This is a genomic window from Streptomyces davaonensis JCM 4913, from assembly GCF_000349325.1.
GTDB lineage: Bacteria > Actinomycetota > Actinomycetes > Streptomycetales > Streptomycetaceae > Streptomyces > Streptomyces davaonensis.
Map to the genome: position 1 here is coordinate 5,939,414 of NC_020504.1, position 23,498 is coordinate 5,962,911.

Below are 23,498 nucleotides of genomic sequence, written 5' to 3' on the forward strand. Positions count from 1 at the left end.
ATTCTTGGCCTGAGCACAGTGTGATAAAGGGGGCGCTCGGACCGGGTGGGGGCCCGGTTTCGATCGACGGGTGCTCAGTGTCGTGCGCGCACCCGGAACCGTCCCATGGGGGGATGTGCGCGTGAAGAACTGGCGGGAAGACGCCCAACCGGAATGGCCGGAGGCGGCATCCGGTACCCAGGTGACTCCGACCGGCAACACCGGCCAAGGCGGCACCCAGGCGTTTCCGGCGACCGCCGCGAACGCGGTGCCGACGGACGCCGACGCCACGGCCGTACTGCCGAAGCTCACCCCGACGGACGGCTCCACCGACCAGGACAGACCCGACCTGACCGAGCTGCTCTCGGCGTTCGACCGCTTCGAGCGGACCGACGCGCTGTCGACGGACGGCGAGCGCAAGGCGCCGTCGGCGCGGAAGCCGCGGGTCGGGGGCGAGGCGTTCACCCCGCGCGAGCGGTCCCCGCGAGCGGAGGGCGGGACGCCGCAGCCTGGGCGCGACCCCTTTCCGCCGGTCGGCGACGGCACTCGCGTCGCCTCCGCCTCCGCTCCCGCGCGCGACCCCTTCCCGCCCGTAGGCGGCAGTACCCGGGTGACCCCCGCCGTTCCCCGTGACCCGTGGGACGAATCGGCGGCCGGGGACGGGAGTCTGACGCACGACCCCCATGAGGTCACCATCCAGCTGGACGGCGTCGGGCTTCAGCTCGACGGTTCGTTGCGGGCGGCCAAGAGCGCTCCGGGCGGCGGTGGGGCGGACGGCTCCGACGGGCCGGTGTTCGTCGACGAGTCCGGCCGCCGCAGCCGCAGGTTCCGGCGGCTCGGCATCGTCGTGGGCATCGCCTGCGCGGTCTACGCCGTCGTCATCGTCGCCACCCTCCTGTCCGGCAACTCCAACGCGCCCTGGCTGCCGGTCCAGGACCCCGCGCAGGAGAACCCGGCGGGCAAGGTGGACACCCCGCCGCTCCCCGCGGAATCGGCCCCGTCCGCCGGCGCCGACGGTGTCACCCCCGGAGCCAGCCCCTCCGTCTCCGACGGGGCCACACCTTCGCCAGGCTCCAGCGCCACCGCCCCCGACGCCTCCACCACCGCGGAGGAGCCGGGCACCACCGCCGACCCCGAGCCGACGGCGACGAAGAAGCCGACGTCGAAGCCGGGCACCGACCCGACGACGGACCCGGACCCCACGGACCCGCCGACCACGCCCGACCCCGAGCCCACCGCGACGGACACCGGCGAGCCCACGCCGGACCCGACCGCGACCGACGGCGGCGGCGACACCGCCGGCACCGGCACCGACACGGTCGCCGCCGGACCGCTCCCGAACAGCCCCGCCAGCCCGTACGACCCGTCCCCGGAGCACACCCTCTGATGGCCTCCCGCACCAACCGTCGGGGCCGCACGCCCCAGCCCCCCGACGGCATCCGGCGCCGCCGCCTGCCCATGCGCCTGCTGCTGCCCCTGCTGGTCCTCGCCGCGCTGATGGCGATGCTGATGCTGCGGGGGTACACGCACAGCGAGATCCTGGCCGACCACCGCGTCCGCCCCGCCGCCTCCTCCGACCGGGTCCCGGAGCAGATCCTCAAGGGCGGCCCGGTCATCGACGCCCGCAGCGGCCGTACCGAGACCCTGGACGTACCGGACCACCGGCTCGTCCTCACCTTCGACGACGGCCCCGACCCCGAGTGGACGCCCAAGGTCCTCGACGTGCTGAAGAAGCACGACGCGCACGGGGTCTTCTTCGTCACCGGCACCATGGCCTCGCGCCACCCGGACCTGGTCCGCCGCATGGTCGACGAGGGCCACGAGGTCGGCCTGCACACCTTCAACCACCCGGACCTGTCGTACCAGTCGAAGAAGCGCATCGACTGGGAGCTGTCGCAGAACCAGCTGGCGATCAGCGGCGCGGCGGGCATCCGGACCTCTCTCTTCCGGCCGCCGTACTCCTCCTTCGCCGACGCCATGGACAACAAGTCCTGGCCGGTGACCGAGTACATCGGCTCGCGCGGCTACATCACGGTCGTCAACAACACCGACAGCGAGGACTGGCGCAAGCCCGGCGTCGACGAGATCATCCGGCGGGCCACGCCCAAGGGCGGTCACGGCGCGATCGTGCTGATGCACGACTCCGGCGGCGACCGCCACCAGACCGTCGAGGCACTGGACCGCTTCCTGCCGCAGATGCAGGAGCGGGGCTACGAGTTCGACAACCTCACCGAGGCCCTCGGCGCGCCCAGCGCGCACAGCCAGGTCACCGGCGTCGACCTGTGGAAGGGCAAGGCCTGGGTCTTCCTGGTCCAGGCCTCCGACAACATCACCGCCGTCCTGGTGGTCGGGCTCGCGATCATCGGCTTCCTGGTCATCAGCCGGTTCGTGCTGATGCTCGTCCTGTCCGGCGCGCACGCCCGCCGGGTGCGCAGACGGGGCTTCAGCTGGGGACCGCCGGTCACCGAACCGGTGTCGGTGCTGGTGCCCGCGTACAACGAGGCCAAGTGCATCGAGAACACCGTCCGTTCCCTGATGGCGAGCGAGCATCCCATCGAGATCCTCGTCATCGACGACGGCTCCACCGACGGCACCGCGCGCATCGTGGAGGCGATGGGCCTGCCGAACGTGCGGGTGATCCGCCAGCTCAACGCGGGCAAGCCCGCCGCCCTCAACCGGGGTCTGGCCAACGCCCGCTACGACATCATCGTGATGATGGACGGCGACACCGTCTTCGAGTCGGCCACCGTCCGTGAACTCGTCCAGCCCTTCGGCGACCCGCGCGTCGGCGCCGTGGCGGGCAACGCCAAGGTCGGCAACCGGGACTCCCTCATCGGCGCCTGGCAGCACATCGAGTACGTGATGGGCTTCAACCTGGACCGCCGGATGTACGACATGCTGCGCTGCATGCCGACCATCCCGGGCGCGGTGGGAGCCTTCCGCCGCACGGCCCTCGAACGCGTCGGCGGCATGAGCGAGGACACCCTCGCCGAGGACACCGACATCACCATGGCGATGCACCGCGACGGCTGGCGCGTCGTCTACGCCGAGAAGGCCCGCGCCTGGACCGAGGCCCCGGAGACGGTCCAGCAACTGTGGTCCCAGCGCTACCGCTGGTCCTACGGCACCATGCAGGCGATCTGGAAGCACCGCAAGGCGCTCGTGGAAAGCGGCCCGTCGGGCCGCTTCGGCAGAGTGGGCCTACCGCTGGTGTCGCTCTTCATGGTGGTAGCCCCGCTCCTGGCCCCTTTGATCGACGTCTTCCTCCTCTACGGCCTGATCTTCGGCCCCACCCAGAAGACGATCGTGGCCTGGCTGGGCGTCCTCGCCATCCAGGCCGTCTGTGCCGCGTACGCCTTCCGTCTCGACCGGGAACGCATGACCCACCTGATCTCACTTCCGCTCCAGCAGATCCTCTACCGCCAGCTCATGTACGTCGTGCTCCTCCAGTCCTGGATCACCGCCCTCACCGGCGGCCGCCTGCGCTGGCAGAAGCTGCGCCGCACGGGCGTCGTCGAGGCACCCGGCGGCCCGGCCCCGCGCGAACGGAGGCCGGTGGGATGACGCAGGGGATACCGCAGCAGTCGTACGGCATTCCGCAGCAGGCGCCGGTCGCGCCCGCACCCGAGACGGCCCCCGCGCCCAGGAAGCCGGGCCGGGACCGCTACCTGGACCTGCTGCGCTCCATCGCGCTGGTCCGCGTCGTGGTCTACCACCTCTTCGGCTGGGCCTGGCTGACCGTGCTGTTCCCGTCCATGGGCGTGATGTTCGCGCTGGCGGGCTCGCTGATGGCCCGCTCGCTGAACCGTCCGGCCTGGGGTGTGATCAGGGGCCGGGTCCGCCGACTGCTGCCGCCGCTGTGGGCGTTCAGCGCGGTGGCGCTGACGCTGATGTTCGCGGGCGGCTGGAACCCGACGAAGAACACCGAGGACAGCCCCACCTGGGCTCTCCTCGAACTGGTCAACTACATCATCCCGATCGGCGCCCCGCCGTTCCCCTGGCAGATCGGCTCCAAGTCGGGCCTGCTGGAGGACACCTGGGCGGTGCAGGCGGCGGGTCCGCTCTGGTACCTGCGCGCCTACCTGTGGTTCGTGGTGGCCTCGCCGCTGCTGCTGTGGGCGTTCCGCCGGGCACCGTGGCCGACCCTGCTGGCGCCGCTGGCGCTGACGGCGATCGTCGGCACGGGCGTGGTGACCATCCCCGGCGAGACCGGCAACGCGGTCACGGACTTCGCGGTCTACGGCGGCTGCTGGGTCCTGGGCTTCGCCCACCACGAGGGCCTGCTGGCGAAGATTCCGCGCTATGTGGCGGTGTCCGTCTCGTCGCTGCTGATGGCGTTCGGCCTGTGGTGGGCGTCGGGGCATCTGGGCGCGGACGGCTGGGACCTGAACGACATCCCGCTGGCGCAGGCGACCTGGTCCTTCGGTTTCGTGGTGATCCTGTTGATCTACTCTCCCTCCTGGCAGGAACTCCCCGGCCGCCTGGCGAAGTGGGACAGCCTCATCACCCTCTCCAACAACCGAGCGGTCACGATCTACCTCTGGCACAACATGCTGATCATGGCCACGGTCCCGATCCTGGACCGCCTCTACGAACTCCCCTTCATGGAGAGCGAACGAGCGGTGGCGGCCCTGGACTCCACCTATCTCCTGTGGATGTTCTTCCTCGTCTGGCCCCTGATCGGTCTGACCATCGCCACGGTCGGCTGGATCGAGGACCTGGCAGCCAAACGCAGCCCCCGACTGTGGCCGAACGGCACCAAACCCAGGAAAAAGCACCGGGCGTGACACATCGGGTGGGAGGGGTGCGGCGAGGTGTGTGGCGGCCGACGAACTGGCGGGCTCACTTCGCCTTGCGTGACCTCGGGAACACGCCGGCCAGGCCCAGCTTCTCCCATGGCATCAGCGCCGCCGGAACCCAGCTGAAGCCGACCGCGAACACGGCGACGACGGCGGTGATGTCCTTGGGGAGGATCCAGCCGACCTGGGCGGCGACCACTCCGACCACGGCCAGGAAGACCGCGAAGACGAGCACGGCGAGGAGCTTGCGCAGGGCCTCGCCCGGTCCCAGGCGCGGGCTGTCCGCGTCGCCCTTCACCATGCCGAAGAGCACGACCGGCACCATGAGCCCGACGATGGCGCCGAGCCCGATGCAGCCGACCACCACGGCGGTCTCGCCGTCGTCGGGCGCGAGCGCCGACAGCGGCGACAGCAGCAGCGCCACGGCCGCGAACGCGCCGAGGAGCGTCGTGGCCAGGACTACGATCGCCGCCAGCGCGAACAGGACGTTCCCGGCGGCGGACCGCCGCGCCTTCGGCCGCTCGGCCCTCGACTCGGCGGACATGGAGTCTCCCGTTCCTGTGGGGTCGGCTAGAGGATAACGGTGCCCCTTGGGAGCGGAAGGGCCCCCGTCACGGATCCAGCAGCGCGTCCAGTGCTCGCTCGTACGCCCGGAGCCCGGCCCGTCGGCTCTCGGGGGTGCCCGAGTGCGGGTGGAGGGTACGGGGCAGGCAGCGGGTGCGCCAGGTGCGGAAGGCGGTGGCCGGGGTGCAGCGGCCCGTGCCGTCCGCCAGGGCCGTCACGCCGGAGAGGATCCCGGTGAGCAGCCGGGCTCCGGTCTTCGCGTCCGTCTGCGCCGGCAGCGCCGCCGTCACCAACGCGTCCAGGAGTTCCGTCAGTTGAAGATCCGCGCCCGCCCGGCACATGCGCCGTACGGCCATCGGGCTCTCCAGCTCGCTCAAGTCGGGCGGTACGCCCTCCACACCGCCGGACCACAGCAGGAGGAAGGCCGACGTCACCTCGTGGTCGCGGAGGTAGCCCAGTTCGTCCGCGACCGCCAGGAACACCGGGCCGAAGGCGCACAGGCTGTGGATGTCCGCCAGGACCTGATCGACCTCGTCCCTCCGGTCGTCCAGGAAGGCACCGAGCGACACCTCAGAGAGGGTCCAGGTGCCGGTCGCCGTCACCGCCCCGATCTCCAGCAGACCGCCGAGCGGCGCAATGACCGAGCGGGCCGTCACGTGATCCTCCACGAGTCCCCCACACCAAGATCCTGTGAACCCCGCCCATCGAGGTTCCCGCTGCCGGACCCCCATGGAACACTGGCCGCGTTGCGTGAGTGAACGGGGTGGGCCCGTGGGGAGAGGGTGGCGATGAGCAAGCGGCAGGTGCGGAAGATGCTGGGGCTGATGGCGAGCGGCGAGCCCGTGGAGCTCACCAGTGCCATGGCCTCCGTGAAGAAGCTCGCCCGGCTCGCCTTCATCGCCCAGCAGTTCGGGTACGAGTACGCCGACGTCAAGCAGGGCGGCAGCCGCAACAGCTCGCTGGTGATGCTGATCGTGCCCGACCACAGCCCCCAGGCCCGGGCCCGCGCCGCGCAGAACTGGGCGCAGTACCCGAACGCCGGGGACGGCGTCTCCGTACCGCCCCTGATCCCGGACGCCTTCGAGCTGCTCAAGGCGCGGATCAACTTCGACCTCACCGGCAAGAGCGCCGAGAAGCGGATGCTGCTCGGCGCGCTGGGCGGCAGCGTCGGCTGTATAGCCGTCGCCATGCAGTCCCCGCAGGGCGGGATCGCGTGGATCATCGCGGGCGTGCTGCTGGTGGTGCTCCTCGCATGTCTCGGCATCGGCTTCGCCGTCAACCGCAAGCGCAACGCCAAGTTCGCCGCCCGCCTCCAGGCCGCCGGCTTCCAGCCCGTCAACGACGCGACGGGACGACTGCGGTACCTCCCGCCGGGCGTCCAGGTCCCGGGCCAGGCCAACCCGTTCGCGAACAGCCCGTACGGCGCGACTCCCCACGGCGGCGGCCCCGCTCCGTACGGACAGCCGTATCCCCAGCCGCAGCCGCAGCCGTATCCCCAGCAGCCGCCGCAGCAGCAGTACCCGCCGCAGCAGCCCTACCCCCAGCCCCAGCCCCACCCGTACCCGCCCCAGCAGAACCCCCACTGGCAGCCCCCCAGCCACTGACCGGCGCGCCCGCGTCACCGGAAACCTCTCATCCCAGCTCCTCCTGAGGTGAGAGCAAAGTTCCTTCGCGGTCACCGGGTGCCACAGGCAGGAAACGCGCCCTCCCTACCTTCGGGATCAGCCACTCCCCCTGGAGTACGAACTGAGCCCGGAGCCCCGTGGAGGCGTCATGACAGCCCAGAGCACTGCCCCCGCCGCGAGCAGGGGAGGCCGCTGGATCGATCACTGGGATCCGGAGGACGAGACCTTCTGGAACGAGAAGGGCGAGAAGATCGCCCGCCGTAATCTCCTCTTCTCCGTCCTGTCCGAGCACATCGGCTTCTCCATCTGGACCCTGTGGTCCGTGATGGTGCTCTTCATGGGACCGGAGTACGGCCTCACCCCGGCGGACAAGTTCACCATCGTCTCGATGGCGACCCTGGTCGGCGCGGTCGTCCGGATCCCCTACACCTTCGCCGTAGCGATCTTCGGCGGCCGGAACTGGACGATCGTCTCGGCGGCCCTGCTGTTGGCACCGACGATCGCCGCGTTCGTGGTGATGGAGCCGGGAACGTCCTTCACCACCTTCCTGCTGTGCGCGATGCTCGCGGGCGTCGGCGGCGGCAACTTCGCCTCCAGCATGACCAACATCAACGCCTTCTTCCCGATGCGGAAGAAGGGGTGGGCCCTCGGACTCAACGCGGGCGGCGGCAACATCGGTGTGCCGGTCGTGCAGCTCGTCGGTCTGGCCGTGATCGGCGCCAGCGCCGGTCCGCGGGTGCTGCTCGGGATCTACATCCCGCTGATCGTGATCGCAGCCACCCTCGCCGCGCTGTACATGGACAACATCTCGTCCGTGAAGAACGACACCGGCGCCGCCAAGGACGCGGTGAAGGAGGGACACACCTGGATCATGTCCTTCCTCTACATCGGGACGTTCGGCTCGTTCATCGGCTACAGCTTCGCCTTCGGCCTGGTCCTCCAGACCCAGTTCGGCCGTACGCCGCTCCAGGCCGCCTACGTCACCTTCATCGGCCCGCTGCTCGGCTCGCTGATCCGCCCCGTCGGTGGTGCGCTGGCCGACCGCTTCGGCGGCGCGAAGATCACGCTGTGGAACTTCGTCGGGATGTCCGTCGCCACCGCGGTGATCATCGTGGCCTCGATGCAGGAGTCCCTGCCGCTGTTCACCACGGCCTTCATCGCCCTGTTCGTCCTGACCGGCCTGGGCAACGGCTCCACGTACAAGATGATCCCGGGCATCTTCCACACCAAGGCCCTCGCCAAGGGGCTCACCGGTGAGGAGGCCGCCGCCTACGGCCGCCGGCTCTCCGGCGCCTCGATGGGCATCATCGGAGCGGTGGGTGCGCTCGGCGGACTCGGCATCAACCTCGCCTTCCGCCAGTCCTTCCTCACGGTGGGCTCCGGCACCGGCGCCTTCGTCGCCTTCCTCGCCTTCTACGGTGTGTGCTTCGTGGTCACCTGGGCCGTATACCTTCGCCGCCCGGCTGCCCAGCCCACCGCCGAGGCGACCGCTTCGGAGGCGAAGCCGCAGCTCAGCTATGCCGAGGTGTAAGGCGGTGTGACGTAACACCGCCGACATCATGCCGATCCGAGCCTGTCACGCACCGTTGACAGGCTCGATCGGCATGCGGGTGGAACCCCGAGCATGCGGGCCCGACCCGACATGTGACGACTCGAGTGCGGGACGAGAGTTATGTACGAACAGCACAAGCCCGACCAAGGGCAACACGGCCCTCTCGCGGGGTTCACCGTAGGGGTGACCGCCGCGCGCCGCGCCGACGAACTGGGGGCGCTGCTTCAGCGGCGCGGCGCCGCCGTCCTGCACGCACCTGCCCTGCGCATCGTGCCGCTGGCCGATGACGGTGAACTGCTCGCGGCCACCAAGGAGATCGTGGACCAGGTGCCGGACGTGGTGGTCGCGACGACCGCGATCGGCTTCCGGGGCTGGATCGAGGCCGCCGACGGATGGGGCTTCGGGGAGGACCTGCTGGACCGGTTGCGCGGGGTGGAGTTGCTCGCCCGCGGGCCGAAGGTGAAGGGGGCGATCCGGGCCGCCGGGCTGACCGAGGAATGGTCGCCGTCGTCCGAGTCGATGGCGGAGGTGCTGGACCGGCTGCTGGAGGAGGGCGTCGAGGGCCGCCGGGTCGTCGTCCAGCTGCACGGTGAGCCGCTGCCCGGGTTCGTGGAGGCGCTGCGGGCCGGGGGAGCGGAGGTGGTGGGGGTGCCGGTGTACCGGTGGATGCCGCCGGAGGACCTCAGTCCGGTGGACCGGTTGCTGGACGCGACGGTCTCCCGCGGCCTCGACGCGCTGACCTTCACCAGCGCACCGGCGGCGGCGTCGCTGCTGTCGCGGGCGGAGCAGCGGGGGCTGCTGCCGGAACTCCTGGAGGCTCTGAACCACGACGTCGTCCCGGCCTGCGTCGGTCCGGTCACCGCGCTGCCCTTGCAGTCCCGGGGCATCGACACGGTCCAGCCCGACCGCTTCCGGCTCGGCCCCCTGGTCCAGCTCCTGTGCCAGGAACTGCCCGGGCGCGCCCGGTCGTTGCCGGTGGCGGGGCATCGGGTGGAGATCCGGGGGCATGCGGTGCTGGTGGACGGGGAGTTGCGCCCGGTGCCACCGGCCGGGATGTCCCTGCTGCGGGCGCTGTCCCGGCGTCCGGGGTGGGTGGTGGCGCGGGCCGATCTGCTGCGGGCGCTGCCGGGTGCGGGCCGTGACGAGCACGCGGTGGAGACGGCCATGGCCCGTCTGCGCTCGGCCCTTGGCACCCCCAAGCTGATCCAGACGGTGGTGAAGCGGGGGTATCGGCTGGCGCTGGATCCGGCGGCGGATGCGAAGTACGCGGACGGGTAGCCGGGGGCGGGGGCGAGAGCCGCTCACCCCCGCCGACGTGCCGTCGCCGCCCACGCCAAGCACCCCAGCGCCACCGTCGACAGCACCGTCCGCACCACGTTCCACGCCACCCACGGGTCCTCGAACTCCTCCCGTATCTCCGACGGAGGCCGCGCGTCCCCCAAGGTCTCGTTGAGCGGAATGTTCAGCGTCGCCGTCACCAAGAGCGCAAGCACGTTCGCCACCAGCGCCGCCCACATCCACCTACGCCCCGGGGCGGACCGGAGTTGCCAGGCCGCGATCGCCGTCAGTACCGGCGCGCCGAGGAAGCTCAGCATGAACACCGGGTTCTGGATCGCCTCGTTGATGTCGCTCATCACCTCGACGAACACCGTGTCCGAACTCCTCGCCAGTCCCGGCATCACCCCGCACGCGAAGACGTAGAAGGAACCGGCGAGCAGACCGGTGGCGATCGTGGCGGCGGTCGAGGCAGCTGTGCGAAACCCTGTTGTCGTCATGTGCATCAGTCAATCGACCGCCCGCCCCCGGAAACATGGCCCTGACGCGCGACCGCATACGCGTGCGTCCAACGAGGGGTTCCGGGCGCGCGAGCGGGCAGGCACTGTTAGAGGGAACGGTTCGTCCGGGCCGGACCCGGGGTGACCCCTAGGCGGTGACAGGCACATGGCACTGGGTACGGCCACGGTCTCGTACGAGCTGCGCTTCGGCGCCGGACGGATCTGTCTCGATCTGCCGGCGACGTCCCACCCCGTGGAACGGCTCGACTCCGTAGAGGTGTTGTGCGCGTGGATCACGGGCTCGGGGCTCGTCCCACCGGGGACCCCGCTCACCCACGCCGACGCCTCCTGGCTGGTCGACTTCCGCGAACTGCGCGGCCGTATCGACCTGTTGGTGCGCGGCGCGCTCTCCGCCGAGGTCAGGACCTGGTCGTCGTACGGCCCCGCGCTCGCCCGGGTGAACGACGTCGCCCGAACCGCGCCGCCCGCCCCGCGCGCGGTCCGCGCCCAGGACGGCAGCCTCGTACGGGAGTTGGAGGGGCCGCCGGAGCGGGCCGCGCTGCTGGCCGCCGTGGCCCGGGACGCCGTGGAGCTGTTGACCGATCCGCTCGCCCGGGCCGGACTGCGCCAGTGCGAGGGCGACAACTGCCCGATCGTCTACCTCGACACGAGCCGTGGGCGACGGCGCCGCTGGTGCAGCAGTGAGGTGTGCGGAAACCGGGAGCGGGTCGCCCGCCATCGCCGCAGGGCCGCGCTCGCCCAGGCCTGACGATCCCTTATGTCCCTTCCGTGACGGGGCAGTCGAAGAGAAATCGAAGTGATTTCGATTACATACCGTTTACCTTCGCCTGGTCCGGACCAACGAACTCAGCACTTTGTTCATGGCGAAAATGTAAAGACATTGAGGGGGGAATGTGCCTCCGTGTCCCGTCCGTCATGTCACCACCGAGAAAACTGTCAGCCAGGTTTGAACACACAACGGCCCCGGTCCGTACGGGTGGTGGAGCGACCGACTGGGGGAACCCCCGGACACCGGAGGTGGGCGTGCGCAAGGATGCGGCCGTGGCCAATGAACGTGGATCGAGGGCCCGACATCGCATGTCCCAGCCCTCGGTGGAACCTGACGAGGAGCTGATGCGTGCTCTGTACAGGGAGCACGCCGGACCCCTGCTCGCGTATGTCCTGCGGCTGGTCGCCGGTGACCGGCAGCGCGCCGAGGACGTCGTGCAGGAGACGCTCATCCGTGCCTGGAAGAACGCCGGTCAGCTCAATCGAGCGACCGGATCGGTACGCCCCTGGCTGGTGACGGTCGCGCGCCGCATCGTCATCGACGGCCACCGCAGCCGGCAGGCCCGGCCGCAGGAGGTCGATCCGTCGCCGCTGGAGGTCATCCCCGCGGAGGACGAGATCGACAAGGCGCTGTGGTTGATGACGCTGTCGGACGCGCTCGACGACCTGACCCCCGCCCACCGGGAGGTGCTCGTCGAGACGTACTTCAAGGGGCGTACGGTCAATGAGGCGGCGGAGACCCTGGGGATACCCAGCGGCACCGTCCGTTCCCGGGTGTTCTACGCCCTGCGGTCGATGAAGCTGGCTCTGGAGGAGCGGGGGGTGACGGCGTGATGAACACATACGGGGGATACGGAGCAGGGGGTCCGGGTATGTCTGGCCCCATGGGAACGCAGGGCTCTTCGGGCACGAACGAGCACGAGACCGTAGGCGCCTACGCCCTCGGGATTCTCGACGACGCCGAAGCAACCGCTTTCGAAATGCATCTGGCGACCTGCGAATGGTGCGCCCAGCAGCTCGACGAGCTGGCCGGGATGGAGCCGATGCTGGCCGCGCTGGCGGACCTGCCGGGCTCGGGCACACCCGCCATCGGGGAGTCGCTCTCGGCGAAGCCGAGCCCGAGGCTGGTGAACAACCTCGTCGACGAGGTCGCCGAGCGCCGCGCGATGACCCGTCGCCGCAGCTTCTACATGGTCGCCGCCGCTGCCGCGCTGATCATCGGTGGCCCGGTCGTGGCCATCGCCACCACCGGCGACGACGGCGGCACCTCGACCGAGGCGCACGGCACCAGCCCCGCCAAGGAAGCCTTCGACGTCATGTCCGACCGGGTCTCCGGCCGGGACGCCTCCACCAAGGTCACCGCGACGGTCGCCATGGAGCCCAAGGCCTGGGGCACGCACGCCGTGCTGGAGCTCAAGAACGTCACCGGCCCGGAGAAGTGCTCCCTGATCGCCGTGGGCAAGAACGGCGAGCGCGAGACGATCACCTCGTGGTCCGTCCCGAAGTGGGGCTACGGCATCCCGAACGCCAAGACCGAACAGGCCAAGCAGCCGCTGTACGTACACGGCGGAGCGGCCTTCACGCCCGAGGAGATCGAGCGCTTCGAGGTCATGACCTTCGAGGGCAAGCGTCTGGTCGAGGTGGCCGTGTGAAGCCACGCACTGCGGACGCATAGCTTCCAGGGCCCCCTTTCGCGTACGGTTGACGGCTGCCCAGCACGTCAGAAGGGGGCCCGGTGGCCGCACAGGCTCAACAGGAAACCGCGGTCGGCTCGGTCCCGGACTCGGTCCGGGACCGTGAGATCAGCGTCGAACAGGAACACCTGGACCGGGTGTACCGGCGCCTCGAGGAGAAGATCCACGAGGCGGAGTTCCTCATGCACGACGCGGCCAAGCGCGGCCAGGTCGGCACGCCCGGCGCGCTCGCCGAACGGGACGCACAGGTCTTCCGGGCGGGTGTCCACCTCAACCGGCTGAACAACGAGTACGAGGACTTCCTCTTCGGCCGGATCGACCTGCTGCTCGGCAAGGACGGCAAGAAGGGCCCGGACGGCGCCTACACCGCCGTCGAGCCCGCCGAGGGCGCGGTGCGCCCCGACCGGACCGCCGATATCGCCGAGACCCTGCACATCGGGCGGATCGGCGTCCTCGATCACGACTACGCCCCGCTGGTCATCGACTGGCGGGCGCCTGCGGCGGCCCCCTTCTACCGCTCCACCCCGGTCGACCCCGGCCGGGTCGTCCGGCGCCGCGTCATCCGCTCCAAGGGCCGCCGGGTGCTCGGGGTCGAGGACGACCTGATGCGCCCCGAGCTGAAGGCGTTCCTGGGCGGCGAGGAACTGCCCGTGATCGGCGACGGCGCCCTGATGGCGGCCCTCGGACAGGCCCGCACCCACACCATGCGGGACATCGTCGCCTCCATCCAGGCCGAACAGGACCTGGTCATCCGCGCCCCCGCCGCCTCCGTGACCTACGTCGAGGGCGGCCCCGGCACCGGCAAGACGGCCGTCGCCCTGCACCGCGCCGCCTACCTGCTCTACCAGGACCGGCGCCGGTACTCGGGCGGCATCCTGATCGTCTCCCCGACCCCGCTGCTGGTGGCGTACACCGAGGGCGTCCTGCCGTCCCTGGGCGAGGAGGGCCAGGTCGCCATCCGCGCGATCGGCTCCCTGGTCGACGGCGCCGAGGCGGGCCTCTACGACTCCCCGGCCACGGCCCGCGCCAAGGGCTCGTACCGCATGCTCAAGGTGCTCAGGAAGGCCGCGCGCGGAGCCCTGGAGCTGAACGATTCTCCGACCCGGCTGAGGGTGGTCGCCTTCGGCCGCCGGCTGGAGCTGGAGGCCCAGGACCTGGAGGCGATCCGCCGCAACGCCCTCAGCGGCACCGCCCCGGTGAACCTGCTGCGCCCGCGCGCCCGCAAGCTGCTCCTGGACGCCCTGTGGTCCCGGTCGGGCGGCGCCAACCGGCACTCCGACCCCGAACTCGCCGCCGAACTGCGCTCCTCCTTCGACGAGGACGTCACGAGCGAGGACCCCTTCATCGAGTTCCTCGACGCCTGGTGGCCGGAGCTGACCCCGAAGGGCGTGCTCGCGCAGATGGCCGACGAGCGGCGCCTCGGCCGCTGGGCCCGGCGCGTCCTCAACCCGGGCGAGGTCCGCCGCGTCGCCCGCTCGCTGCACCGCGACGGGCACTCGGTGCACGACATCGCCATGCTCGACGAGCTCCAGGCGATCCTCGGCGTCCCGGCCCGCCCGCGGAAGAAGCGCGAACTGGACCCGCTGGACCAGCTCACCGGCCTGGAGGAGCTGATGCCGGTGCGCGAGGAGAGCCAGCGCGAACGCGCCGAGCGGCTCGCGCAGGAGCGCGTGGAGTACGCCCATGTCATCGTCGACGAGGCCCAGGACCTCACCCCGATGCAGTGGCGCATGGTCGGCCGCCGCGGCCGGCACGCCACCTGGACGGTCGTCGGCGACCCGGCCCAGTCCTCCTGGTCCGACCCCGACGAGGCCGCCGAGGCCCGCGACGAGGCGCTCGGCACCCGCCCGCGCCGCCGCTTCCAGCTCACCGTGAACTACCGCAACCCCGCGGAGATCGCCGAGCTGGCCGCGAAGGTGCTGGCGCTGGCCATGCCCGGCTCCGAGTCCCCGTCCGCGGTCCGCTCGACGGGCGTCCGGCCGCGGTTCGCCGTGGTCCGGGACTCCCTGGCGGAAACGGTTCGCGAGGAGGCCGCGCGGCTGCTGGAGCGGGTCGACGGCACGGTCGGCGTGGTCGTCGCCATGCAGCGCCGCGAGGAGGCGGCCCGCTGGCTCGCCGGACTCGGTGACCGGGTGGTGGCCCTCGGCTCCCTGGAGGCCAAGGGCCTGGAGTACGACGCCACCGTCGTCGTCTCCCCGGCGGAGATCGCCGACGAGTCCCCGGCCGGCCTGCGCGTCCTCTACGTCGCCCTCACCCGCGCCACCCAGCAGCTGACGGTGGTCTCCGGCGAACGGGACGAGCCGGACGCGACGGGGGTGCCGGACCTTCTCCGGGACTGACTGCCGGGACGGGAATGGGCTTACGGGATCGGTTTGTTAGCCTGGGTGTGACACCGGCCCGATCCAAGCCCCCGGGCCCAACCTTCGTCGCTACGAGCGACCACTTGCCGCGAGGCGAGCATGGCGGGTCGGTGTCACTTCAGCTTCCGAGAGGCCCACGTCGCGACTGTGACGTGGGCCTCTTTGCTGCGCTTCCACCGACACCTCAATTCTCGTATGGTGGAAGATGTTTTCCGAAGAAGGCACCCAGGTGCCCTCGCCCGGTGAACAAAAAGTCCGCAATCCAGGGCGGCTACCGCGTACTCAGCGGTAGGTGCGACGATCGGACGGCACAACTTCGCGACACGGTGAAAGCAGAGGAAGTCGGCCATGGCAACGGCGCCCAGCGTCTCCTACTCGATGACGGTCCGGCTGGAGGTGCCCGCGAGCGGAACCGCGGTTTCCCAGCTCACCACGGCCGTCGAGTCCCACGGAGGCTCGGTCACCGGCCTCGACGTCACCGCGTCCGGGCACGAGAAGCTCCGTATCGACGTCACCATCGCGGCGACGTCCACCGCCCACGCCGACGAGATCGTGGAGCAGCTCAGGACCATCGAGGGCGTCACCCTCGGCAAGGTCTCCGACCGTACGTTCCTGATGCACCTCGGCGGCAAGATCGAGATGGCGTCGAAGCATCCCATCCGCAACCGTGACGACCTCTCCATGATCTACACCCCGGGTGTGGCCCGGGTCTGCATGGCCATCGCCGAGAACCCCGAGGACGCCCGCCGCCTCACCATCAAGCGCAACTCCGTCGCGGTCGTCACCGACGGCTCCGCGGTCCTCGGCCTCGGCAACATCGGCCCCAAGGCAGCGCTGCCGGTCATGGAGGGCAAGGCGGCCCTGTTCAAGCGGTTCGCCGGGATCGACGCCTGGCCGATCTGCCTGGACACCCAGGACACCGACGCGATCGTCGAGATCGTGAAGGCCATCGCCCCGGGCTTCGCGGGCATCAATCTGGAGGACATCTCCGCCCCCCGCTGCTTCGAGATCGAGGCCCGGCTGCGCGAGGCCCTCGACATCCCCGTCTTCCACGACGACCAGCACGGCACGGCCATCGTCGTCCTCGCGGCCCTGACCAACGCGCTGCGTGTGGCCGGCAAGTCGATCGAGGGCATCCGGGTCGTCATGTCCGGCGCCGGCGCGGCCGGTACGGCCATCCTGAAGCTGCTGATCGCGGCGGGTGTGAAGAACGCCGTCGTCGCCGACATCCACGGCGTGGTGCACGCCGGGCGCGCGGACCTGGTGGACGCGGCGGCCGACTCGCCGCTGCGCTGGATCGCCGACAACACCAACCCCGAGGGCCTGACCGGCACCCTGAAGGAGGCCGTGCGCGGCGCGGACGTCTTCATCGGTGTCTCCGCCCCGAACGTCATCGACGGCACCGACGTGGCCGCGATGGCGGAGGGCGCGATCGTGTTCGCGCTCGCGAACCCGGACCCCGAGGTGGACCCGGCAATCGCCCGTCAGACGGCGGCTGTTGTGGCCACCGGCCGCTCCGACTTCCCGAACCAGATCAACAACGTGCTGGTCTTCCCGGGTGTGTTCCGCGGTCTGCTGGACGCGCAGTCCCGCACGGTCAACACCGAGATGATGCTGGCGGCCGCGAAGGCCCTGGCGGACGTGGTGACCGAGGACGAGCTGAACCCCAACTACATCATCCCGAGCGTTTTCAACGACAAGGTCGCGGGCGCGGTGGCGGGTGCGGTGCGGGAGGCCGCGAAGGCGGCCGGGGTCGGCTCGGGCAACAACTCCGGCGTCTGAACGGCGCCGGAACGGCGTCCGGCGGACGTGACGATCGCCACGGCAAGCCCTTGTAGCGGCGCGTCGTGGAACCGAGGGCCTGTTTCGGCCGTTTAGGGTGTCGGCCAGGCTCAGCCCTCTTTTCGTGTGACTCCCAAGGGTGTTCTCACGACTCGGACGGGTGCCGGATTGGCTTTCCCGCCGCAGGTAGGGGCAGGATGCGTCTCTGGGCGCGAGGGTCTGACGACGGACCCGGGTCCGGGGACTGTCATAGGACCCTGGCAGCATCGGCTTCGCTGTGCCCACTATGCGGCTCCGCCGCGTGGCACGCCTCAACAGCAAGAAGAACACGGGAGTAACAACATGAACCGCAGTGAGCTGGTGGCCGCCCTGGCCGACCGTGCCGAGGTGACCCGCAAGGACGCCGACGCCGTGCTGGCCGCGTTCGCCGAGACCGTCGGCGAGATCGTCGCCAAGGGCGACGAGAAGGTCACCATCCCCGGCTTCCTGACCTTCGAGCGCACCCACCGTGCCGCTCGCACCGCGCGCAACCCGCAGACCGGCGACCCGATCCAGATCCCGGCCGGCTACAGCGTGAAGGTTTCGGCGGGCAGCAAGCTCAAGGAAGCCGCCAAGGGCAAGTAAGCCTGACGGTACGTCCGGGACGACGTACAGGGCTCAGAAACGCCAATGGGGCGGCCACCCGAGTCCGGGTGGCCGCCCCATCGCTGTCCGTACGGCGGGTAAGGCCGGGTACTAGCCCAGCGCCTTGCCCGGGAGTTCCACCTTCGCGCCCAGTTCCACGAGCTTCTCCATGCTGTGTTTTCCCGGGGGACAACCCCCGGACCCCCGGCCGGAGGGCGCTGCCGTCGGCGGGGGCCGAGAGCCTGGCGTCAGCCCAGCGCCTTGCCCGGGAGTTCCACCTTCGCACCCAGTTCCACGAGCTTCTCCATGAAGTTCTCGTAGCCGCGGTTGATCAGGTCGATGCCGTGGACGCGGGACGTGCCCTGGGCCGCCAGGGCCGCGATGAGGTAGGAGAAGCCGCCGCGGAGGTCGGGGATGACCAGGTCGGCGCCCTGGAGTTTCGTGGGTCCTGAGACGACCGCGGAGTGCAGGAAGTTGCGCTGGCCGAAGCGGCAGTCGGAGCCGCCGAGGCACTCGCGGTAGAGCTGGATGTGCGCGCCCATCTGGTTCAGCGCGGAGGTGAAGCCGAGGCGGGACTCGTAGACCGTCTCGTGGATGATGGACAGGCCCGTGGCCTGGGTGAGGGCCACCACCAGCGGCTGCTGCCAGTCCGTCTGGAAGCCGGGGTGCACGTCCGTCTCCAGCGCGATGGACTTCAACTGGCCGCCGGGGTGCCAGAAGCGGATGCCCTCGTCGTCGATCTCGAAGGCGCCGCCCACCTTGCGGTAGGTGTTCAGGAACGTCATCATCGAGCGCTGCTGGGCGCCGCGGACGTAGATGTTGCCCTCGGTCGCCAGTGCGGCGGACGCCCAGGAGGCGGCCTCCAGACGGTCCGGCAGGGCGCGGTGGGTGTAGCCGCCGAGCTTGTCCACACCGGTGATACGGATCGTGCGGTCGGTGTCCACGCCGATGATGGCGCCCATCTTCTGCAACACGCAGATGAGGTCCTCGATCTCCGGCTCCACGGCCGCGTTCGAGAGCTCGGTGACACCCTCCGCGAGGACCGCCGTCAGCAGCACCTGCTCGGTCGCGCCGACGGACGGGTACGGCAGCCGGATCTTCGTGCCGCGCAGCCGCTGCGGGGCCTCCAGATACTGACCGTCGGCCCGCTTCTCGATGGTCGCGCCGAACTGCCGCAGCACCTCGAAGTGGAAGTCGATGGGCCGGCCGCCGATGTCGCAGCCGCCGAGACCCGGGATGAAGGCGTGCCCGAGGCGGTGCAGCAGCGGACCGCACAGGAGGATCGGGATACGGCTCGAACCCGCGTGGGCATCGATGTCAGCGACGTTCGCGCTCTCCACGTGCGAGGGGTCCATGACCAGTTCGCCGGGCTCGTCGCCCGGACGGACCGTCACACCGTGCAGTTGGAGCAGTCCGCGTACGACCCGGACATCACGAATGTCCGGTACGTTGCGCAGTCGACTTGGCTCACTGCCGAGCAGGGCGGCGACCATTGCCTTCGGTACGAGGTTCTTCGCACCGCGGACACGGATCTCGCCCTCCAGCGGGGTTCCGCCGTGGACAAGCAGTACGTCATCAGCGCCGTTGACGGTCATGTATCTCGCGTTCCGATGAGATGGGCAGGGGCCGAGGAAACAGGGTAAACGCCGCCCACCCCCCTTCAGTAAGCCCAAGTACCGCCCAGCTTCGTCATAGCTGTGTCACAACACGAACGGTTCTTCGCCGGGCACGAGGGGTCACCGGGGCGGGTGTGCGCCGGGGGCGCCCGACGCCGCGCTGAGCTGCGTTCACTCCCTTACCGGGATTGCCTCCCCACACGAAGGGAAGATGCGGGATCATGTCTGGCATGACCGAGGTGTCCTCGCTCACAGGGCGGTTGCTCGTGGCAACGCCCGCCCTGGCGGACCCGAACTTCGACCGCGCGGTGGTGCTCCTTCTCGACCACGACGAGGAGGGCTCGCTCGGCGTCGTCCTCAACCGTCCGACCCCGGTGGACGTCGGCGACATCCTGGAGGGCTGGGGCGAGCTCGCGGGCGAGCCCGGGGTCGTCTTCCAGGGCGGTCCGGTCTCTCTCGACTCCGCCCTCGGTGTCGCCGTCATTCCCGGCGGGGCGAGCGGTGAGAGCGCCCCGCTCGGCTGGCGGCGGGTGCACGGCGCGATCGGTCTGGTCGATCTGGAGACCCCGCCCGAGCTGCTCGCCTCGGCCCTCGGCTCGCTGCGGATCTTCGCCGGGTACGCCGGCTGGGGGCCCGGTCAGCTGGAGGACGAGCTGGTGGAGGGCGCCTGGTACGTCGTGGAGTCGGAGCCGGGCGATGTCTCCTCGCCGGCCCCGGAGAGACTCTGGCGGGAGGTGCTGCGCCGCCAGCGCAACGAACTCGCGATGGTGGCCACGTATCCGGACGACCCTTCGCTCAACTGACGCATGTGAGCTTCAGTACTCTTGGTTGTTATGAGCACTCTTGAGCCCGAGCGCGGGACTGGTACGGGGACCCTCGTAGAGCCGACGCCGCAGGTGTCCCACGGCGACGGCGACCACGAGCGCTTCGCCCACTACGTCCAGAAGGACAAGATCATGGCGAGCGCCCTCGACGGGACCCCCGTCGTGGCGCTGTGCGGCAAGGTCTGGGTGCCCGGCCGCGATCCGAAGAAGTACCCGGTGTGTCCCATGTGCAAGGAGATCTACGAGTCCATGGGCGCCGGCGGCGACGACAAGGGCAAGGGCGGCGACAAGAAGAAGTAGTCCCGCTGCTCCTCGTCTGAAGTTCTCGAAGGCCCCCGGGGCGCGCTTTGTGGCGCGATCCGGGGGCCTTCGTGTGTCACGAAGTGGTTGAGACCTCTTGTCGTCGTGTTCATGTAGTCCCTAGCCTCCGGTTTGTTGTTGTGCAGAGCAAAACAGTCATTGCATATGTTGCAACGCTCGGAGGATTGCTCCATGAAGCTCCCCGCCCGTCTGGCCGTGCTCCTCGCCGTCATGGCCGCCACCGCCTGCGCGCCCCAGACGTCCGACAACTCCGCGTCCGACAAGGACGAGCAGACCGGCACCCTGCGCGTCTGGCTCTTCCAGGAGGTCAGCAACCAGCCCAAGGAGAAGGTCGTCGACTCCGTCCTCGCGGCCTTCGAGAAGGCGCACAAGGACACGAAGGTCACCGTCGAGTACATCCCCGTCGAGACCCGCGCCCAGCGCATCAAGGCCGCCTTCAACGACCCCAAGAGCGCGCCCGACGTCATCGAGTACGGCAACACCGACACCGCCGGCTACGTGAAGGACGGCGGACTCCTCGACGTCACCGAGGAGTTCCGCGACTGGCCCGAGGCCAAGGACACCGACCCCACCGCCAGGCAGTCGGTCACGGTGGACGGCAAGGTCTACGGCGCCCCCTACTTCGTCGGCGTCCGCGCGCTGTACTACCGCACGGACGTCTTCGACGAACTCGGGCTCGAAGTCCCGAGGACCCAGGCCGAGCTGATCTCCACGGCGAAGGAGATACGGGCCGAGAAGCCGGAGCTGTACGGCCTCGCCGTGGGCGGCGCCTACACCTACGGCGCGATGCCCTTCGTCTGGTCCAACGGCGGCGAACTGGCCACCGGCAAGGGCGGCTCGTACGCCTCCGCCATCGACAGCGCCGCCGCGCAGAAGGGCATCAAGGCGTACACGTCGTTGTTCGGCGACGACAACTGCCCGGCCGCGACCTGCGCCGGCATGGGCGGCAACGACACCGTGACGGCGTTCGCCTCCGGCAAGGCCGGGATGGCGATCGGCGGGGACTTCAGCCACGCCGCGGTGGAGGCCGGGAAGGTCAAGGGCAAGTACGCGGTCGTCCCGCTGCCCGGGGTGAAGGAGGGGGAGATCGCTCCCGCCTTCGCGGGCGGCAACAACATCGGCGTACTGAAGAGCACGACGCACCGCACGCTCGCGGTGGACCTGATGAAGCGGCTCGCCTCCAAGAAGACGCAGGCCTCGATGTTCGACGCGATGGGCTTCCTGCCGACCTACTCCGACGTACGGCAGCAGGCGGCGGCGAAGGAGCCGTTCGTGAAGCCGTTCGTGCAAACCCTGGGTTCGGGCACGAAGTTCGTCCCGGCGTCTCCCGCGTGGGCCCAGATCGACTCCTCGCTGGTGCTGCCGACGATGTTCCAGGAGATCGTGAGCGGCAAGAAGACGGTGGCGGCAGCCTCCAAGGACGCGGCAGCGAAGATGAATGACGCGTTCGGGTCCCTCGGGTGACCTCGGTGACCCACCGCAAGACCTGGACTCCCTGGCTCTATCTCGCTCCTGCTCTCGTCGTCCTCGGCGGCCTCCTCGCCTACCCCATCTACCAGCTCGGCCTGATCTCCCTCTTCCACTACACCCAGGCCCAGGTCAGTGGTGGGGAGCCGAGCACCTTCGAGGGGTTCGGGAACTATGCCGAGCTGTTCGGGGACTCCCAGTTCTGGGAAGTCCTGCTGGCCACCGTGGTGTTCGCGGCGGCCTGTGTGGTGTCGACGCTCGCTGTCGGGTGCGCGCTCGCCGTGCTGCTCACCCGGGTGCGGGCCGTGCCGCGGCTCGCGCTGATGCTGGCGGCGCTCGGGGCCTGGGCCACCCCGGCCGTCACCGGGTCGACCGTGTGGCTGTTCCTGTTCGACGCCGACTTCGGGCCCGTGAACCGGGTGCTGGGCCTCGGCGACCACTCCTGGACGTACGGGAGGTTCAGCGCCTTCTTTCTCGTCCTGCTCGAAGTGGTGTGGTGCTCCTTCCCGTTCGTGATGGTCACCGTCTACGCCGGGATCCGCGCCGTGCCCGGCGAGGTGCTGGAGGCCGCCGCGCTGGACGGCGCCTCCCAGTGGCGGATCTGGCGCTCGGTGCTCGCGCCGATGCTGCGGCCGATCCTGGTCGTGGTCACCATCCAGTCCGTCATCTGGGACTTCAAGGTGTTCACCCAGATCTACGTCATGACCAACGGCGGCGGCATCGCGGGCCAGAACCTGGTCCTCAACGTGTACGCCTACCAGAAGGCGTTCGCCTCCTCGCAGTACAGCCTCGGCTCGGCGATCGGCATCGTGATGCTGCTGATCCTGCTCGCGGTGACGCTCGGGTACCTGCGACTGCTGCGCCGCCAGGGGGAGGAGCTGTGAATCTTCTTCGAGGCCTTGTGGCCCGCCCGTGGCGGTTCGCCGCGGAAGCGACCGCGCTGCTGATCGCGGCGGTCGTCGCCTTCCCGCTGTACTGGATGGTGCTCAGCGCCTTCAAACCGGCCGGCGAGATCGAGTCGACCGAGGCGCGGCCCTGGACGACGGCGCCCTCGCTGGACTCCTTTCGGCGCGTGTTCGAGCAGCAGGAATTCGGTCGATATTTCGTCAACAGCCTTGTTGTCGCGGGCTCGGTGGTGGTCGCCTCGGCACTCATCGCGTTTCTAGCGGCGACCGCCGTGACCCGATTCCGGTTCCGCTTCCGGACCACCTTGCTGATCATGTTTCTGGTGGCCCAGATGGTGCCCGTGGAAGCCCTCACGATCCCCTTGTTCTTCCTCATGCGGGACGCCGGTCAGCTCAACACCCTGGGCTCGCTGATCCTGCCCCACATCGCCTTCTCGCTGCCGTTCGCGATCTGGATGCTGCGCGGTTTCGTGAAAGCGGTTCCGGAGGCCCTGGAGGAGGCCGCGTACCTCGACGGGGCGAGCCGGGCGCGATTCCTGTGGCAGATCCTTTTCCCGCTCGTGCTGCCCGGCCTGGTCGCCACGAGCGTCTTTTCCTTCATCTCGGCCTGGAACGACTTCCTCTTCGCCAAGTCGTTCATCATCAGCGACACTTCGCAGTCGACGCTGCCGATGGCGCTGCTGGTCTTCTACAAGCCGGACGAGCCGGACTGGGGCGGTGTGATGGCCGCGTCGACGGTGATGACGATTCCGGTGCTGGTGTTCTTCGTACTCGTGCAGCGACGCCTGGTCTCGGGGCTGGGCGGAGCGGTTAAGGACTGAC

21 protein-coding genes are annotated in these 23,498 nt (G+C 69.9%); 17 read left to right on the top strand and 4 right to left on the bottom strand.

All coding sequences use genetic code 11. The features are described 5' to 3' along the window. The first annotated feature begins 121 nt into the window (after positions 1–121). Genes BN159_RS26305 through BN159_RS26315 form a run of 3 tightly spaced genes read left to right on the top strand, consistent with a single transcriptional unit; the run spans position 122 to position 4,766 of the window. Complete coding sequence (locus BN159_RS26305) at positions 122–1,366, top strand: hypothetical protein (protein WP_015660041.1); 1,245 nt, start codon at positions 122–124, stop codon at positions 1,364–1,366. Beyond that, entirely contained in the window at positions 1,366–3,543 is a 2,178-nt protein-coding gene (locus BN159_RS26310; protein WP_015660042.1) for a glycosyltransferase, read from the top strand. The genes BN159_RS26305 and BN159_RS26310 overlap by 1 nt, the downstream gene beginning before the upstream one ends. Continuing rightward, positions 3,540–4,766: an acyltransferase family protein gene (locus BN159_RS26315; protein WP_015660043.1), complete on the top strand. Its 1,227-nt coding sequence runs from the start codon at positions 3,540–3,542 to the stop codon at positions 4,764–4,766. Before BN159_RS26310 ends, BN159_RS26315 begins: the two co-directional genes overlap by 4 nt. A gap of 55 nt (positions 4,767–4,821) precedes the next feature. On the opposite strand, the gene BN159_RS26320 is transcribed toward BN159_RS26315, so the two are convergent. Beyond that, complete coding sequence (locus BN159_RS26320) at positions 4,822–5,322, bottom strand: hypothetical protein (RefSeq protein WP_015660044.1); 501 nt, start codon at positions 5,320–5,322, stop codon at positions 4,822–4,824. Between the two features lie 67 nt (positions 5,323–5,389). Then, the gene (locus BN159_RS26325; RefSeq protein ID WP_015660045.1) at positions 5,390–5,998 is read right to left on the bottom strand and encodes a hypothetical protein; all 609 of its coding nucleotides are present in this window, start codon (positions 5,996–5,998) and stop codon (positions 5,390–5,392) included. Between the two features lie 132 nt (positions 5,999–6,130). Between BN159_RS26325 and BN159_RS26330 the strand changes: the two genes are divergently transcribed. From BN159_RS26330 to BN159_RS26340, 3 genes are all read left to right on the top strand, one after another. Further along, entirely contained in the window at positions 6,131–6,946 is an 816-nt protein-coding gene (locus tag BN159_RS26330) for a hypothetical protein (protein WP_015660046.1), read from the top strand. A gap of 169 nt (positions 6,947–7,115) precedes the next feature. Then, on the top strand, positions 7,116–8,498 hold the full coding sequence (locus BN159_RS26335) for a nitrate/nitrite transporter (protein ID WP_015660047.1): 1,383 nt from the start codon (positions 7,116–7,118) through the stop codon (positions 8,496–8,498). Between the two features lie 141 nt (positions 8,499–8,639). Continuing rightward, on the top strand, positions 8,640–9,797 hold the full coding sequence (locus tag BN159_RS26340; protein WP_015660048.1) for a uroporphyrinogen-III synthase: 1,158 nt from the start codon (positions 8,640–8,642) through the stop codon (positions 9,795–9,797). Positions 9,798–9,820: 23 nt separating this feature from the next. On the opposite strand, the gene BN159_RS26345 is transcribed toward BN159_RS26340, so the two are convergent. After that, positions 9,821–10,294, bottom strand: a complete 474-nt coding sequence (locus BN159_RS26345; RefSeq protein WP_231905653.1) for an anthrone oxygenase family protein — start codon at positions 10,292–10,294, stop codon at positions 9,821–9,823. Between the two features lie 166 nt (positions 10,295–10,460). Here BN159_RS26345 and BN159_RS26350 point away from each other — a divergent pair, with 166 nt between their 5' ends. The 6 genes from BN159_RS26350 to BN159_RS26375 all read left to right on the top strand — a co-directional run bounded on the left by BN159_RS26350 (position 10,461) and on the right by BN159_RS26375 (position 17,543). Further along, entirely contained in the window at positions 10,461–11,063 is a 603-nt protein-coding gene (locus BN159_RS26350) for a CGNR zinc finger domain-containing protein (RefSeq protein WP_015660050.1), read from the top strand. 269 nt (positions 11,064–11,332) lie between these two features. Then, entirely contained in the window at positions 11,333–11,917 is a 585-nt protein-coding gene (locus BN159_RS26355; protein WP_078598885.1) for a sigma-70 family RNA polymerase sigma factor, read from the top strand. Beyond that, positions 11,917–12,735 carry an anti-sigma factor family protein gene (locus BN159_RS26360; RefSeq protein ID WP_063608106.1) on the top strand — a complete coding sequence of 273 codons (819 nt, stop codon included), beginning with the start codon at positions 11,917–11,919 and terminating at the stop codon, positions 12,733–12,735. Before BN159_RS26355 ends, BN159_RS26360 begins: the two co-directional genes overlap by 1 nt. Before the next feature lie 83 nt (positions 12,736–12,818). After that, complete coding sequence (locus BN159_RS26365) at positions 12,819–15,116, top strand: HelD family protein (RefSeq protein WP_015660053.1); 2,298 nt, start codon at positions 12,819–12,821, stop codon at positions 15,114–15,116. A gap of 369 nt (positions 15,117–15,485) precedes the next feature. Then, complete coding sequence (locus tag BN159_RS26370; protein ID WP_015660054.1) at positions 15,486–16,919, top strand: NAD-dependent malic enzyme; 1,434 nt, start codon at positions 15,486–15,488, stop codon at positions 16,917–16,919. A gap of 342 nt (positions 16,920–17,261) precedes the next feature. Beyond that, entirely contained in the window at positions 17,262–17,543 is a 282-nt protein-coding gene (locus tag BN159_RS26375) for an HU family DNA-binding protein (RefSeq protein WP_007382399.1), read from the top strand. Positions 17,544–17,791: 248 nt separating this feature from the next. Here BN159_RS26375 and murA read toward each other — a convergent pair whose 3' ends face one another. Next, positions 17,792–19,138 (bottom strand): UDP-N-acetylglucosamine 1-carboxyvinyltransferase, encoded by a 1,347-nt coding sequence (gene murA, locus BN159_RS26380; RefSeq protein ID WP_015660055.1) that lies wholly within the window; start codon positions 19,136–19,138, stop codon positions 17,792–17,794. Between the two features lie 251 nt (positions 19,139–19,389). Between murA and BN159_RS26385 the strand changes: the two genes are divergently transcribed. From BN159_RS26385 to BN159_RS26405, 5 genes are all read left to right on the top strand, one after another. Next, a complete protein-coding gene (locus BN159_RS26385; protein WP_041819887.1) occupies positions 19,390–19,962 on the top strand; it encodes a YqgE/AlgH family protein in 573 nt (190 codons plus the stop codon). Positions 19,963–19,992: 30 nt separating this feature from the next. Beyond that, positions 19,993–20,283, top strand: coding sequence for a DUF3039 domain-containing protein (locus tag BN159_RS26390; RefSeq protein ID WP_015660057.1), 291 nt, complete (start codon positions 19,993–19,995; stop codon positions 20,281–20,283). Between the two features lie 192 nt (positions 20,284–20,475). After that, positions 20,476–21,768: an extracellular solute-binding protein gene (locus tag BN159_RS26395; protein ID WP_015660058.1), complete on the top strand. Its 1,293-nt coding sequence runs from the start codon at positions 20,476–20,478 to the stop codon at positions 21,766–21,768. Next, entirely contained in the window at positions 21,765–22,655 is an 891-nt protein-coding gene (locus tag BN159_RS26400) for a carbohydrate ABC transporter permease (protein WP_015660059.1), read from the top strand. The genes BN159_RS26395 and BN159_RS26400 overlap by 4 nt, the downstream gene beginning before the upstream one ends. Continuing rightward, positions 22,652–23,497: a carbohydrate ABC transporter permease gene (locus BN159_RS26405; RefSeq protein WP_015660060.1), complete on the top strand. Its 846-nt coding sequence runs from the start codon at positions 22,652–22,654 to the stop codon at positions 23,495–23,497. The genes BN159_RS26400 and BN159_RS26405 overlap by 4 nt, the downstream gene beginning before the upstream one ends. Position 23,498: the final 1 nt, after the last annotated feature.